Source organism: Streptomyces sp. CB01580 (assembly GCF_001905795.1).
Taxonomy (GTDB): domain Bacteria; phylum Actinomycetota; class Actinomycetes; order Streptomycetales; family Streptomycetaceae; genus Streptomyces.
The window spans coordinates 98,437-112,570 of sequence record NZ_LIXJ01000016.1; the positions used below are offsets into that span (position 1 = coordinate 98,437).

Genomic DNA, 14,134 nt, shown 5'->3' on the forward strand with positions numbered 1-14,134 from the left:
CTCCCACGGCCGCTCAGGACTGCGGGCGGCCCGAGGCCACGGCGTAGAACGCGACGGCGGCGGCCGCTCCCACGTTCAGCGAGTCGATGCCGTGCGCCATGGGGATGCGGACCCATCGGTCGGCGGCGACGAGGGCCCGGGTGGACAGTCCCTCGCCCTCGGCGCCGAGCATCAGCGCCACCTTGTCCATCCGGTGCGGGGCCGCCCGGTCGATGCTGTCCGCCTTTTCGTCCGGAGTCAGGGCGAGGAGTTCGAAGCCGGCCTCCCGTACCGTCTCCAGCCCCTTGGGCCAGGTGTCGAGACGGGCGTACGGCACGGAGAAGACCGCACCCATCGACACCTTGACGGAGCGCCGGTAGAGCGGGTCGGCGCAGTCCGGGGAGAGCAGGACGGCGTCCATGCCGAGGGCTGCGGCGCTGCGGAAGATCGCCCCGATGTTGGTGTGGTCGTTGACGGCTTCCATGACGGCCACCCGGCGGGCCTTCGCCAGGAGTTCCGCGGCGTCCGGCAGCGGCTTGCGCTGCATCGAGGCGAGGGCGCCGCGGTGGACGTGGTAGCCGGTGACCCGTTCGGCGAGTTCGGGGCTGACCGCGTACACCGGGGCGGGGACCTCGTCGATGACGTCGCGCATCAGGTCGATCCACTTCGCGGACAGCAGCATCGACCGCATCTCGTACCCGGCGTGCCGGGCGCGTCGGATCACCTTCTCGCCCTCGGCGATGAAGAGGCCCTCGGCGGGCTCCCGTCTGCGCCGGAGTTCGACGTCGGTGAGTCCGGTGTAGTCGCGCAGGCGGGGGTCGTCGGGGTCGTCGACGGTGATGAGGTCAGCCACGGGTTCGATACTGCCTTGTCCGGTGTGTGGTGCCAACGGCTTGACGGAAGTTCCGTTACCGCCGGTTACTCTGTGCGGGGCGGGAGGTGTGGGTGCCGGTCATTCGGCGCGGGGCGGCGCGGTGTCCGTGCCGATCGCCACGACGTCGCCGACGACGATGACGGCCGGGGGGCGTACGTCCTCGGCGGCGGCGCGCTCGGCGACGGTCGCGAGCGTCGCGTCGACCCGGCGCTGGGCGGCGGTGGTGCCCTCCTGGATCAGGGCGACGGGGGTCTCGGGGGCCTTGCCGTGGGCGATGAGGGTACGGGCGATGGCGCCGATCTTGTCGACGGCCATCAGCAGCACGAGCGTGCCGCGCAGCCTGGCGAGGGCCTGCCAGTCGACCAGTGAGCGTGCGTCGTCGGGGGCGACGTGGCCGCTCACGACGGTGAACTCGTGGGCGACGCCCCGGTGGGTGACGGGGATTCCCGCCGCGCCGGGCACGGAGATGGAGCTGGAGATGCCGGGGACGACCGTGCAGGCGATGCCCTCGGCGGCCAGCGCCAGTGCCTCCTCCATGCCGCGGCCGAAGACGAAGGGGTCGCCGCCCTTGAGCCGTACGACGGCCTTGCCTGCCTTGGCGTGCTCGATGAGCGCCTGGTTGATCGCGTCCTGGGCCATGAAGCGGCCGTACGGGATCTTCGCGGCATCGATCACCTCGACGTGCGGGGGGAGTTCGTCGAGCAGGTCGCGCGGGCCGAGGCGGTCGGCGATGACGACGTCCGCCTCGGCGAGGAGGCGGCGTCCGCGCACCGTGATCAGGTCGGGGTCGCCGGGGCCGCCGCCGACCAGGGCGACGCCGGGCGTGCGGGTGCGGTGGTGGGGCGCGGCGATGCTGCCGTCGCGCAGTCCCTCGACGATGGCGTCGCGGACGGCGGCGGAGTGGCGCGGGTCGCGGCCGTGGGTGTCGGTGGTGAGCACGGCGACGGTGACGCCCTCGCCTCGGCCGGTGGCCGGGGTCCAGGCGGTGGCGGCGTCGGCGTCGTCGCTGCGGACGCACCAGACGCGGTGGCGTTCGGCCTCGGTGGAGGCGGCGTCGTTGGCCGCGGTGTCGTCGGAGGCGATCAGGACGTACCAGGCATCGGCCAGGTCCCCGTCGGCGTACCGGCGGCGCTCCCAGCGGATCTCACCGGCGTCCGCCATGGCCTCGACGGACGGGGTCGCGGTCGGCGAGACGAGGACGATGTCGGCGCCCGCCGCGATGAGCGCGGGAAGGCGGCGCTGGGCGACCTGGCCCCCGCCGACCACGACGACACGGCGCCCGCCGAGTCGCAGTCCGACGGGGTACGCGGGGTGATCGGCGCGGTCTGCGTGCTCGGCCATGGCGGTGCGGGCTCCTCGTGCGGGGTCGGAGTGCGACGGCCGCTGCGGCGGTGGAGCGGCTGTGACGTGGGGTGATGCGAGGTTCGCGGGTGGGTCCACGATACGCGTCGGGCGCGGGCCGAAGTGGCACGCGGGAGCCGCGGTGCGGACGGGTGGGCCTCCCCGGCGCCCGGGGAGGCCCACCGCACTACTTCTCCGTGACGCCTGCCGCGTCGAACGTCGCCACCTCGTGCATCGCACGGGCCGCGCTCTGCACGATCGGCAGCGCCAGCAGCGCGCCCGTGCCCTCGCCGAGGCGGAGGTCGAGGTCGACGAGCGGGCGCAGCCCCAGCTTGTTGAGCGCGGCGACGTGGCCGGGCTCGGCGCTGCGGTGGCCCGCGATGCAGGCGGCGAGGGCCTCGGGGGCGATCGCGCGGGCGACCAGGGCCGCGGCGCCCGCGCTGACGCCGTCGAGGATGACGGGCGTGCGGAGCGAGGCACCGCCCAGCAGGAAGCCGGCCATCGCCGCGTGTTCGAGGCCGCCGACCGCGGCCAGGACGCCGATCGGGTCGGCCGGGTCGGGCTGATGAAGCTCCAGCGCGCGGCGGACGACGTCGACCTTGCGGGCGTGCATCTCGTCGTTGATGCCGGTGCCCCGGCCGGTCACCTCGGCCGGGTCCAGGCCCGTGTACACGCAGATCAGCGCGGCCGACGCGGTGGTGTTGGCGATGCCCATCTCGCCGATCAGCAGGCCCTTGTTGCCCGCCGCGACCAGATCGCGGGCGGTCTCGATGCCGACCTCGACGGAGGCGAGGACCTCTTCGCGGGTGAGGGCGGGGCCGGTCGTGAAGTCGGCCGTTCCGGCACGCACCTTGCGCGGGAGGAGACCGGGGGTCGCGGGCAGGTCCATGGCCACGCCGACGTCGACCACGCAGACCTCGGCACCGACCTGCGCCGCGAACGCGTTGCAGACCGCGCCCCCGCCGAGGAAGTTGGCGACCATCTGGCCGGTGACCTCCTGCGGCCAAGCGGTGACGCCCTGGGCGTGCACCCCGTGGTCGCCCGCGAAGATCGCGACGGCCGCGGGCTCCGGGACCGGCGGCGGGCACACCCGGGAGAGCCCCGACAACTGCGCGGAGATGATCTCCAGCATGCCGAGCGCGCCGGCGGGCTTGGTCATCCGCTTCTGGCGCTCCCACGCCTCGCCGAGCGCCTTGGCGTCCAGCGGGCGGATGTTGGAGATGGTCTCCTGGAGCAGGTCGTGCGGTTCCTCGCCGGGCAGGGCGCGGCGGCCGTACGTCTCCTCGTGGACCACCCAGGACAGCGGACGGCGCTTGGACCAGCCCGCCTGCATCAGCTCGGGCTCCTCGGGGAACTCGTCGACGTATCCGACGCACAGATACGCGACGACTTCCAGGTGCTCGGGCAGGCCCAGGGCACGGACCATCTCGCGCTCGTCGAAGAAGCTGACCCACCCGACGCCGAGGCCCTCGGCCCGGGCGGCGAGCCACAGGTTCTCGACGGCGAGCGCCGACGAGTACGGGGCCATCTGCGGCTGGGTGTGCCGCCCGAGGGTGTGCCGGCCACCGCGGGTGGGATCGGCGGTGACGACGATGTTGACCGGGGTGTCGAGGATGGCCTCGATCTTGAGTTCCTTGAACTGCTTGGCCCGGCCCTTGGGCAACGACTTGGCGTAGGCGTCGCGCTGACGCTGCGCCAGTTCGTGCATGGAACGGCGGGTCTCCGCCGAGCGGATGACGACGAAGTCCCAGGGCTGCGAGTGGCCGACGCTGGGCGCGGTGTGCGCGGCTTCGAGGACGCGCAGCAGCACCTCGTGCGGGATCGGGTCGCTGCGGAAGCCGTTGCGGATGTCGCGACGCTCGCGCATGACGCGGAGCACGGCCTCGCGCTCGGCGTCGTCGTACCCGGGGGCGGGCGGAGTGGCGGGGGCCCCGGTCCCGTCGGGCGCGGGCGCCTCGTGGGCCTCCGCCTCCTGCACGGGGGCCTGTGTCTCCTGCACGGGAAGCTGCGGCACCGCCGGGGGCCCGGTGTGGCCCTCCGGTCCCGGCTGCGGCTCGACGGCCGGGAGGACCTGCGCGGGGGCGGTCCCCGCGGGCGTCGAAGCGTCCGGGGTCGCGACGGCCTCCGGGACCGCTTCGGGGTCCTCCGCGACCGCCTCGGGCTCCGGGACGGCTTCGGGCTCCGCAACCGCCTCGGGGGCCTCCGGGACCGCTTCGGGCTCCGGGACGACGGCCGACGGCACCTCGGCGGCGGTCTCGGCCACCGGGACGGGCGCCGGTGCGACGGGCTGCTCGGGGCTCTGCTCAGTGGCCTGCGCGGAGGCGTCCTCGGCCGGTACGGCGTTCTCGACGGCCTGGGGGGCCTCGGGAGCCTGCGCGGGCTGGGGTGCCTGGGGTGCTTCGGGAGCCTGCGTGGCCTCGGGGGCGGCAGTGTCCTCGGTGGTCGCGGGTTCCACGGCCTCGGCCGGGACCGGCTCGGCGGCGATCGCCGCGTCCTCGGGCTCCGCCGCGACGGCCTCCTCGGCGACGGGAGCCGGCGCCTGGTCCGCCGGTACCGGGACCTCGACGGGTGCGGCGCCCGTGACGGCCTCGGCGGCGGGCCCGGCCTCCACGTGCTCCGGTGCGGCTACGGCTTCGACGACCTCGACGGGCTCGGCCGCATCGGCCACGGGCTCGGGCTCGGGCTCGGGCGACTCGATCACGGCGTCCGGCGTCGTGTCCGACGGCGCCTCGGCCTCCGCCGGCGCGACGGTCCCGGCATCCGGCGCACCGGCGACCGCGTCGTCGACCGGCGCGGCGGCGCCCACCGGTTCTTCGGCGGGCGCGTCGACCGGGGCCCCGGCGGGATCCGGAGCCGCCTCGGCCACCGGAACGTTCGCGGGTTCCGGGGCGCTCACGGCCTCCGGCGCGACGACCTGCTCCGGGGGTGCCGCCACGGGCACCGGTTCCACGGCGGGCCCGGCGACCGGTTCCACGACCGGCTCGACGGCGGCCTCCGGGGCCACTGCTTCCGGAGCGACGGCTTCCGGAGCGACGGCTTCCACGGCAGCCGCTTCCGCGACCGGCGCTTCAGGGGCCACTGCTTCAGGGGCCGCTGCTTCCGGGGCCGCTGCTTCCGGGGCCGCTGCTTCCGGGACGACGGCCTCCACGGCCGCGGACTCCCCGCCCGGCGCTTCCGGCGCGACGGCTTCCGCCGCCATCGGGGCGGCGGCCTGCGGAGGCGCCTGGGGCGCCGGGGCCGACCACGGGCTGCCGCCCTGCGGCAGGATCTGGCCCAGCTGCGGGCCGGGCAGCACCGACGCGCCGCCCGGCGTCCGGAGGTACTCGGGCCCAGCGGTGGGCGGTCCGGCCTGCGGCGCGACGGCCGCGGGCTGTACCTGGGGCTGGGGCTGGGCCTGGGGCTGGGGTGCGCCCGCCGGGCCGCGGTCGGCGAGCGAACGGACCACACCGCCGGTCGGCGTCCCGCCGTAGGACGGCCCGTCCGCCGCGACGGGACCGCGGTGCAGCGGCCGACGCGGCGCGGCCTTGGGCTGGGGCGTCGCCCCGGGGGGCGGGGCGGGCGCGGGAATGCGGGCGCCCCCGGGGTCGACGGAACCGGAGTCCTGGCCACCGGCCCCCTGCGCGTGCGTACCAGGCGGCGGCTCGGTCGTCGCCTGCTGTCCGGCGTATGCGTCCGGGACCTGCGCGGGTACCGGCACCGGCGCCTGGACGGGCTGCTGTGCCCGGGCGGGATCCTGGACCGGCACGGACCCCTGCGGTCGCGCGGACGACTCGTCGGATGCCTGGACGTGCACCGCCTGCGTCGCGTGGCCGCCCTGCGCGGGCACGGAGGCGTGCGCGGCGGCGTCGGGGTACTGGCCGGGGGCCGGAACGGGCTGCGGGTCGCTCCAGGCGCCCTGGGGGCTGGGCATGAGCAGGAGGTCGTCGTCCTCGGGCGCGTAGTCGGAGGGGGCGAGGTAGGCGTAGTCGGCCGGGGCGGCGACGCCCGGCTGCTCCACCGTGCCTGCGTTCTCCGGCAGTCCCTCACCCGGGATCTGGCCGGTGTCACTCATGCGTACCCCTCGCCCATCGTCAGTGCTAGTTCGGCCCTTCGTCCGGGACGCCCGACCACGCCGCGCCGATGCTCGTCGATGAGAACGAGCGGGCGCGCCGCACGGCACGAGAGAGTCGCGGACATACCGCATTCTCCCGGTCGTTCGCCACCGCGGCAGCTCATTTCGCCACGGCCCGCTGTGGACTGCGCCACGTCGCGCGTCCCCCGGTTCTGCCGTACCACAACAGGGACCAAAACGGTCCCCTTTTCCGGACATTGACGAACGAAGCGACGAACGCCCAGCCGCGGTGCAACGATCGGCCAGCCTACCTCGCGCTCCGTGCCGACCTGGTCAGGGGGCGAGGTCCGAACGGGCCGCCGCGAGCAGGAAGACGACCGAGCGTTCGCGCTCCGACCAGGCCGATGTGTCGAGTTCGACGGACTGGAGGAGCGAGCACCGGACGGCGTATCCGTGCCCGGTGAGTGCCGCGCCGAGCGCCTCGGCCTCGTCGCGTGTCGATGCGTGGGTCACGATCCGTTCCGGCCGCCGTTCGGTGACGGCGGTGACGACGGCGACGCCGCCTCCCCCGATCCGTACGACGTCGGGCTCCGGCAGTCGCTCCAGCACCTGCGGCGCCCGGCCCTCGACGACCTGGACCTGGACCCCGAAGGCGCGGGCGGCGGCCACCGTCCGGGCACAGGCGGCGGGGTCGCTGTCGACGGCGAGCACGGCCGCCCCGAAGCGCGCGGCCTCCACGGCCAGAGCCCCGCCACCGGAACCGATGTCCCACAGCAGATCCCCGGTGCGGGGGCCCAGCAGGGCCAGTTGGGCGGCGCGCAGGCCCGGCGACTCGCCCTCGCCGCTCGCGCCCCGGGGATCGGCCGGGTACGCCTCGGGGGGCAGCGCCCAGCCACGTACACCGCGCGGCCCGCCGGGGTCGTGGCCGGCGATCCAGGCGCCGGCGGCCTGCGGTTCGGAGCCGCCGCCGATGACGATCACCACGTTGGGGTCGCGCCAGACGTGGTCGGCGGCGCGCTCCGAGGTGACGACGCTGACCTGTTCGCGCGCGGTGCCGAGTTCCTCGCAGACGACGAAGGTGCGGTGGACTCCTTCGAGGAGCAGGGCGAGTTCGGCGGGGCCCGCGCCGGGCGAGGTGAGGACGGCGACCTTGTGGTGGGCGCGGCAGACGTTGACGGCGCGGCGCAGGGTGCGGGGGTGGGCGACGACGATCCGGGCGTCCTCCCACGGCATCCCGGCGCGGGCGAACGCGGCGGCGACGGACGACACCGCGGGCACCACCTCGACTTCGAGCCCGTGCACGGGCGCGCGGAGGTTGCGTACCACTCCGAAGAAGCCGGGGTCGCCGTCGGCGAGGACGACGGCACTGCCGCGGTGTCCGGCGATGCGGCGGGCGGCCAGGTCGATGGAGCCCAGGCGGATGCGTTCGGCGTGCGCGGGTACTTCGGGCAGGGCGAGATGGTGGGCGGCTCCGGCGACGAGCGTGGCGGCCGAGAGGGCGGCCGTGGCCGCTCCGGTCAGGGGCGACCCGTCCCAGCCGATCACGGTGACCCGATCGGCCATCTGTCGTCAGTCTCCTGGAGTTGTCGCAGGTCAAAAGTGCGTGGATGCGTGAAAGGGGTGCGAGGGGGAGAGTACCCGCTCGGTACCGGTACGGGCCCGCGCCCCCGGGGAAGGGTCAGTGCCAGTCGCCGCGGGCGCCGTAGCCGCCCGCGTCGGCGAGTTGCTCGGCGACGCCGTCGAGGTCCTCGGGGAGCAGGCCCCACACGATCAGGTCGGTCCTGATGTCGGTCCAGCCGCCGTCCTCCGTCCGGGTGCGGGCTATGCGGGCGTTGCGCAGGACTCCCTCGCTGATGCAGCCGAGTTTCTGGGCGACCTGCTGGGCGGCGGTGTCTCCGGCGGGGGTGCGCAGTTCCATGCGTTCGAAGCCCTGGTCGCGGAAGAGCCACTGGGCGAGCGCGAGTACGGCTTCGGTGGCGTATCCCTCGCCTCGCGCCCAGGGGGCGGTGATGTACGTGGCCTCGGCGGCGAGGGTGCGCCAGTCGGTGCGGTGCAGGCGGACCGAGCCGACGAGCCGTTGGGTGAGGAACTCGGTGACGGCGAGGACGATGCCGTCACCGGTGGTGCGCTGCGCGGGGGCGATCCGGCGCACCCAGCGCTCGGCGTCGACCCGCCCGAAGGGGTGGGGGGCGTCGATCCAGGCGGTGACCAGCTCGTCGTTCATCATCTCGATGTACGCGGGTACGTCCACCATGTCGAACGGGCGCAGCACCAACCGGTCCGTGCTGATGGAGATGTCCGGGAAGGTGGAAGTCATGCGCCGCTCCATGCCGAAGACCGTGTAAAGGCACAGCATGGCGCATCGGACGGGCGGCGCGCATGGGCGGGTCGGTACGACGGAGCCCCGCGCACCCCGTGGGCCGGGGTGCGCGGGGCTCGTCCGGCCGGTGCGGCGGCCGGGTGCGCGAGGGTCAGGAGGAGGTGCCGAAGGCCGGGACGATCGCGCCCTTGTAGGTGTCCTCGATGTACTTCTTGACCTCGTCGGAGTGCAGGAGCTCGACGAGCTTCCGGACGCGCGGGTCCTTCTCGTTGCCCTGCTTCACGACGACGATGTTGGCGTACGGGTTGCCGTCGGCCTTCTCCTGCACCAGGGCGTCCTTGGTGGGGTTGAGCTTGGCCCCGATCGCGAAGTTGCTGTTGATGACGGCGGCGTCGACGTCGTTCAGGGCGCGGGGCACGGTCGCGGCCTCCAGCTCCTTGAACGACAGGCCCTTCTTGTCGGTGATGTCACCGAGATTGGCGTCGGTGCCGACGCCCGCCTTCAGCTTGATCAGGCCGTTGTCGGCGAGGAGGTGGAGGGCGCGGCCCTCGTTGGTGGTGTCGTTGGGCACCGCGATGGTCTGGCCGGGCTTGATCTCGGCGATCGACGCGACCTTCTTGGAGTAGACGCCGAGGGGCTCCAGGTGGACGGTGGCGACGGAGACCAGGTGGGTGTTGTTCTTCTTGTTGAAGTCGTCGAGGTAGGGCTGGTGCTGGAAGAAGTTGACGTCGACCTGGCCGTTCTCGGTGGCGGTGTTCGGCAGGACGTAGTCGGTGAACTCCTTGACCTCCAGCTTGATGCCCTTCTTGGCCGCCAGGTTCTTCTCGACGAAGTTCAGGATGTCGGCGTGCGGGGTCGGGGAGGCGCCGATGACGAGCGCCTTGGAGGTGTCGGCCTTGGCGCCGTCCGCCTTGGACGCGGGGTCGGAGTCCGTGCCGCAGGCGGTGAGGCCGAGGGCCAGGGCGGCGGTGGCGGCGGCAGCCGCGGTGATCTTGATGTTCTTACGCACGAAAAGTGCCTCTTTCTGGTGATGAGGGTGATGCGCCCGGACAAGGAGTTCGGGCTTGAGGGGAACGGAGGTCTCGGGTGGCGGCGCGTCAGGTGGTGGCGCGGCCGCGGCGGGCCAGCAGCCGTACCACGAGGTCGCCGATCAGCTGGATCACGCTCACGATGACGACGAGCAGCACGACGGTGGCGAGCATGAACTGGTTGTCGAAGCGCTGGTATCCGTAGGTCACGGCCTTGGAGCCGAGCCCTTCGCCACCGACCGCGCCGGCCATCGCGGAGTAGCCGACGAGCACGATGACGGTGGTGGTGACGCCGGAGACGAGCGAGGGCAGCGCCTGCGGCAGCAGCACCTTGCGCACGATCGTCGGGATGGATCCGCCCATCGACTGGACGGCCTCGACGAGTCCGTGGTCGACCTCCCGGACGGCGGTCTCGACGAGCCGCGCGAAGAACGGGACGGCGCCGACGGTGAGCGGCACGATCATCGCGGTGGGGCCGATGAAGGTGCCGACGACCCAGGTGGTGAAGGGGATCAGGGCGATCAGCAGGATCATGAACGGCAGCGAGCGGCCGATGTTCACGATCACCCCGACGACCTTGTTCACCACGGCGTTCTGGAGCAGTCCGCCCTTGTCCGTCAGGACGAGCAGGATGCCGAGCGGCAGTCCGACGAGGACGGTGACGACGGTGGACCAGAGCACCATGTAGAGGGTGTCGACGGTCCCCTGGGCCAGCAGCGGCTGCATGTCCGACCAGGTCACTTCGCCACCTCCTTGGTGAGCGGTGCGGGGGTGCCCCCGGTGGTTGTCCCGGCGGTGTTCCCGGCGCCGTCGGTCACGACCTCGGCCTGGAGCCCCTGTTCGCGCAGGAAGCCGATCGGGACGACGTTCTCGTCGAAGCCGCCGGGCAGTTCGATGCGCATCCGGCCGATCTGCTTGCCACCGACGGTGTCCATCGCGGCGCCCAGGATCGAGATGTCGATGTTGTACGTGCGGGAGAGCTGGGAGATCACCGGCTGGGTGGCGGCCTCGCCGTGGAAGGTGACGTCGACGACCGTGCGGTCGGGGCCGGAGGGCGTACCGCCGACGGGGAAGAGTTCGCGGGCCAGCTCGGAGCCGGGGGTGGCCAGCAGTTCGGAGACGGTGCCGGACTCGACGACGCGCCCCTTGCGCATCAGTGCGGCGGAGTCGCAGACCGTCTTGACGACGTCCATCTCGTGCGTGATGAGCAGCACGGTCAGGCCGAGTTGCTGGTTGAGGTCGCGCAGCAGCTGGAGGATGGAGCGGGTGGTCTCGGGGTCGAGCGCCGACGTGGCCTCGTCGGAGAGCAGCACCTTGGGGTCCCCGGCGAGGGCGCGGGCGATGCCGACGCGCTGCTTCTGGCCTCCGGAGAGCTGGCCGGGGTACGCCCTGGCCTTGTCGGCGAGGCCGACCAGGCCGAGGAGTTCGAGGGCCTTGCGGGACCGGTCCCTGGCGCCGACACCGAGGATCTCCAGCGGCAGTTCGACGTTGGCCTGGACGGTGCGGGAGGCCAGCAGGTTGAAGTGCTGGAAGACCATGCCGATGCGGCTGCGCGCCTCGCGCAGCTCCTTCCCGGCCCGCCGTCCCCGGCCGGCGAGGGCGGTGAGGTCCTGTCCGGCCACGGTCACGGTGCCCGACGTGGGGCGTTCCAGGAGGTTGACGCAGCGGATGAGGGACGACTTGCCGGCGCCGCTCTGCCCGATGACGCCGTACACCTCGCCCTCGCGGACGTGCAGGTCGACGCCGTCCAGCGCGGTGACCTCACGGCCGCGCGCCTGATAGACCTTCGTGAGGCCCGTAGTGGTGATCACAGGGTTTCCGTCACTGTCGAGTGCGCGGCGCGATGTCCGCCGGGCACGGGGCATTCGTCTGATGAGACCTGTTCGGACGTCCCGAGCGGGGCCGGGCACGGTCGCGAGGCATGTGATGGCCGGGGCGGCGGTGCACGGAAGGGCTCGTTCCGCTGGGTGCGGACGGCGCGGGCTCGGTCTCGCTTCGGGGCGCGAGGATCGGGCGGGGGCCCTCAGAAGGTGCGCATTCGACACATACGACGAACACCGGGCGTCATGTTCGCCTCGGTCGCAAGGGTGCGGCTGCTCGTCGTGGTCATGTCCCAAGTAAAACAGATGTCAGATTCCGCCCGGCCGATACGTCCGGATGGCGGACAGCCGTGGACACTCGGGCCGACCCGCTCCCGCGCTCACCACGATTCCTGCTTCTGGGGCCGTGACCTGCACAAATGCGGCCGGGCACGTGCTGTCTGCGCCATGCGCCGCAGGCCCGTCGGCGGTGCACGCTGTGGTCAAGGCCACGATCCGGGGCGAGGGCCGCCACCGCGGTCCGTACATCCGGCGGGCGCCGGCGGGGCGACTCGGCCCGGTCCGCGCGGGACCGGTCGGTGTCGGACGGGGGCGCACGCGGGGCGTCGTCTTCCCCGTAATACCCTCGCTTCATGCTTGACGCCCTGACGGTCGCGGTCGCCGTGTCCGCGCTCGCCCTCGCCGCCTGGTGCGGACTGGCCGCGTACCGGGACCAGCCGACCAAGGACTGGCACTTCATCGGGATGGCCGTGGTCCTGCTGCTGGCACTGGCCCAGTTGGTGGTGGGCATCGTGCGGCTGGCCCGCGGCGAGCGGCCGGAGCAGGGTACGGCGATCTTCATCGCCTATCTGGCCGGGGCCTTCCTCGCCGTGCCCGCGGCCGGTTTCCTGTCGCTCAGCGAGCGGACCCGGTGGGGTTCGGTGACGGTGTCGGCGGGAGCGGTCGTGCTGGCCGTACTCGAAGTACGGCTCTACGACATCTGGGGAAACTGACCGTGGACAAGTGGGGAAACCGACCGTGACCGACACCGACCGCACCCCCGCGACGGACTCCGCCGAGCAGCGGCCCTTCGACCTCGGCACCGGTCCCGGCCGGGTGCTGCTCTGGTTCTACGGGGTCTTCACCGTCGCCGCGGCGTCCCGTTCGATCGTGCAGATGATCCTGGACTTCGACAAGGCGCCGCTCGCCTACGTGCTGTCGGCCTGTGCCGCTGTCGTCTACGGGTTCATCACGTACTCGCTGGCGCGCGGCGGCGAGCGGGCGCGCAGGTCGGCGCTGGTGTGCTGCGCCGCCGAGCTGCTGGGTGTGCTGGTCGTCGGGACCTGGACGATGGTGGCGCCCTCGGCGTTCCCGGACGCCACCGTCTGGTCCGACTTCGGGATGGGCTACCTGTTCATTCCGGTGATCCTGCCGGTCACCGGAATGATCTGGCTGCGCCGCGCGAAGAGCGCGTGACCGCGGGTGCGCGCCGGGCGGAACCGGTGCGCACCGCGCCGGCCCCCGTACCCCGCCGCGCCCTTGCCCGTCCGCCCCGTGCCCGGTGTCTACGCGCTGGCCACGTACACGGGAGCGGTCGCGTCCTTCTCCAGCAGGACCATCCGGACGCCGTCCCGTCCGGTCTCGTTGCCCACCGCGGCGTATCCAGCGCGCTGGTACAGCCGGAGGTTGTTCTCGCTGCGATGCCCGGTGCACAGCAGGAAGCGGGTGGCCGACCGCTCGTCGACGAGTCCTGATTCGGCCGCCCGCAGCAACCGGGCGCCGAGCCCGTGTCCCCGGAGCCGGGGATGGACGCAGAGCCTGCCGATCCGGCCGGTGCCGTCCTCGTCGGTGAACCCGCGGACCGAACCGACGACCTCGTCCCCCAGGCGCGCCACGAACACCAGTTGTGTGGCGATCTCGGCGCGTACCGAGTCGAGCGTCTGGACGAGCGGATCGATGCGGTAGTTGCCGTACAGCTCGGCCTCGCCCTGGAAACAGAGGTACTGAAGTTTCAGGATCTCTTCGGCGTCCTGTGCCGTCGCCGCCGAGATGATCACGCTCATGCCCATGTGCGCATGCCTCCGCCCACCTGATCCACCGGTTGTCTCACGCTCCCTTCCCCGGGGGCCGGGAGCGACAACCTCCGCCGCGAGCATTCTGCGCAGACATCCAAGGCATCGGGAACGGATAGGGCCCAAACTCCCCTGTGACATACCCAACTTCCCTGCGATTTCCCGGTAGGTCGGGTCCTCGGGGGCGAGCAGCGCCGCCAGCAGCCGGGCGCATCGGCCGGGCAGCCGGCCGATCGCGGCACGCAGGGCCCGGCGTTCCTCTGCGTCGAGGGCGGTCCGTTCGGGTCCATCGGACGGATCCGCGAAGGCCGCGTCGCGGTAGGGGTGTTCGCGCCGGGCGGTGCGTCGGGCCCGGCGGGCCTCCGCCCGCACGGTCTCGCGCACCCAGCGGCCGGTGTCGGCCGGTGGCCGGCCCCGCGCGAGCCGTTCCAGCAGCCGCAGCCAGACGGCCTGTTCGAGGTCGGCGGGTTCGATCGCGGCCCCGGTCGCGCAGGTGGTGGCCTCCGCCGCGGCCTCGGCGTGCACCAGCGGACGGAGGGCGTGGACGACGGCCGCGGAAGTGGCGGTGCTCGCCGCGGCGGCAGGATCGGGAAGGGTCATGCCCCAACCAACTCCCCCGCCCCGACAACCGGTCGCCCGGTCCGGCGCTCACCACCCGACCGGGGCATTC

General features: G+C 73.2%; 11 protein-coding genes and 1 pseudogene. 2 read left to right on the top strand and 10 right to left on the bottom strand.

Annotated elements, in window-relative coordinates:
* Window positions 1-13 precede the first annotated feature (13 nt).
* From AMK22_RS22500 to AMK22_RS22535, 8 genes are all read right to left on the bottom strand, one after another.
* Window positions 14-832 (bottom strand): TrmH family RNA methyltransferase, encoded by an 819-nt coding sequence (locus AMK22_RS22500; protein ID WP_073787717.1) that lies wholly within the window; start codon window positions 830-832, stop codon window positions 14-16.
* A 99-nt stretch (window positions 833-931) separates the two neighbouring features.
* Complete coding sequence (gene cobA / locus AMK22_RS22505; RefSeq protein ID WP_073787719.1) at window positions 932-2,194, bottom strand: uroporphyrinogen-III C-methyltransferase; 1,263 nt, start codon at window positions 2,192-2,194, stop codon at window positions 932-934.
* Between the two features lie 187 nt (window positions 2,195-2,381).
* Window positions 2,382-6,245: a nicotinate-nucleotide--dimethylbenzimidazole phosphoribosyltransferase gene (gene cobT / locus AMK22_RS22510; protein ID WP_073787721.1), complete on the bottom strand. Its 3,864-nt coding sequence runs from the start codon at window positions 6,243-6,245 to the stop codon at window positions 2,382-2,384.
* Between the two features lie 333 nt (window positions 6,246-6,578).
* Window positions 6,579-7,808, bottom strand: coding sequence for a precorrin-6y C5,15-methyltransferase (decarboxylating) subunit CbiE (cbiE, locus tag AMK22_RS22515; protein ID WP_073787722.1), 1,230 nt, complete (start codon window positions 7,806-7,808; stop codon window positions 6,579-6,581).
* Between the two features lie 115 nt (window positions 7,809-7,923).
* Window positions 7,924-8,601: a GNAT family N-acetyltransferase gene (locus AMK22_RS22520; protein WP_073787724.1), complete on the bottom strand. Its 678-nt coding sequence runs from the start codon at window positions 8,599-8,601 to the stop codon at window positions 7,924-7,926.
* A gap of 115 nt (window positions 8,602-8,716) precedes the next feature.
* Window positions 8,717-9,574, bottom strand: coding sequence for a MetQ/NlpA family ABC transporter substrate-binding protein (locus tag AMK22_RS22525; RefSeq protein ID WP_073787726.1), 858 nt, complete (start codon window positions 9,572-9,574; stop codon window positions 8,717-8,719).
* Window positions 9,575-9,662: 88 nt separating this feature from the next.
* Window positions 9,663-10,334 carry a methionine ABC transporter permease gene (locus AMK22_RS22530; protein WP_073787728.1) on the bottom strand — a complete coding sequence of 224 codons (672 nt, stop codon included), beginning with the start codon at window positions 10,332-10,334 and terminating at the stop codon, window positions 9,663-9,665.
* A complete protein-coding gene (locus AMK22_RS22535) occupies window positions 10,331-11,404 on the bottom strand; it encodes a methionine ABC transporter ATP-binding protein (RefSeq protein WP_073787730.1) in 1,074 nt (357 codons plus the stop codon). Before AMK22_RS22535 ends, AMK22_RS22530 begins: the two co-directional genes overlap by 4 nt.
* A gap of 641 nt (window positions 11,405-12,045) precedes the next feature.
* Here AMK22_RS22535 and AMK22_RS22540 point away from each other — a divergent pair.
* Complete coding sequence (locus AMK22_RS22540; protein WP_073787731.1) at window positions 12,046-12,405, top strand: hypothetical protein; 360 nt, start codon at window positions 12,046-12,048, stop codon at window positions 12,403-12,405.
* Between the two features lie 25 nt (window positions 12,406-12,430).
* Window positions 12,431-12,868, top strand: a complete 438-nt coding sequence (locus AMK22_RS22545; RefSeq protein WP_073787950.1) for a hypothetical protein — start codon at window positions 12,431-12,433, stop codon at window positions 12,866-12,868.
* A gap of 89 nt (window positions 12,869-12,957) precedes the next feature.
* On the opposite strand, the gene AMK22_RS22550 is transcribed toward AMK22_RS22545, so the two are convergent.
* Both AMK22_RS22550 and AMK22_RS22555 read right to left on the bottom strand, forming a co-directional pair.
* A complete protein-coding gene (locus tag AMK22_RS22550; protein ID WP_073787952.1) occupies window positions 12,958-13,461 on the bottom strand; it encodes a GNAT family N-acetyltransferase in 504 nt (167 codons plus the stop codon).
* A gap of 141 nt (window positions 13,462-13,602) precedes the next feature.
* Window positions 13,603-14,064, bottom strand: a pseudogene (locus tag AMK22_RS22555) (sigma-70 family RNA polymerase sigma factor); the annotation flags it as partial.
* Window positions 14,065-14,134 lie beyond the last annotated feature (70 nt).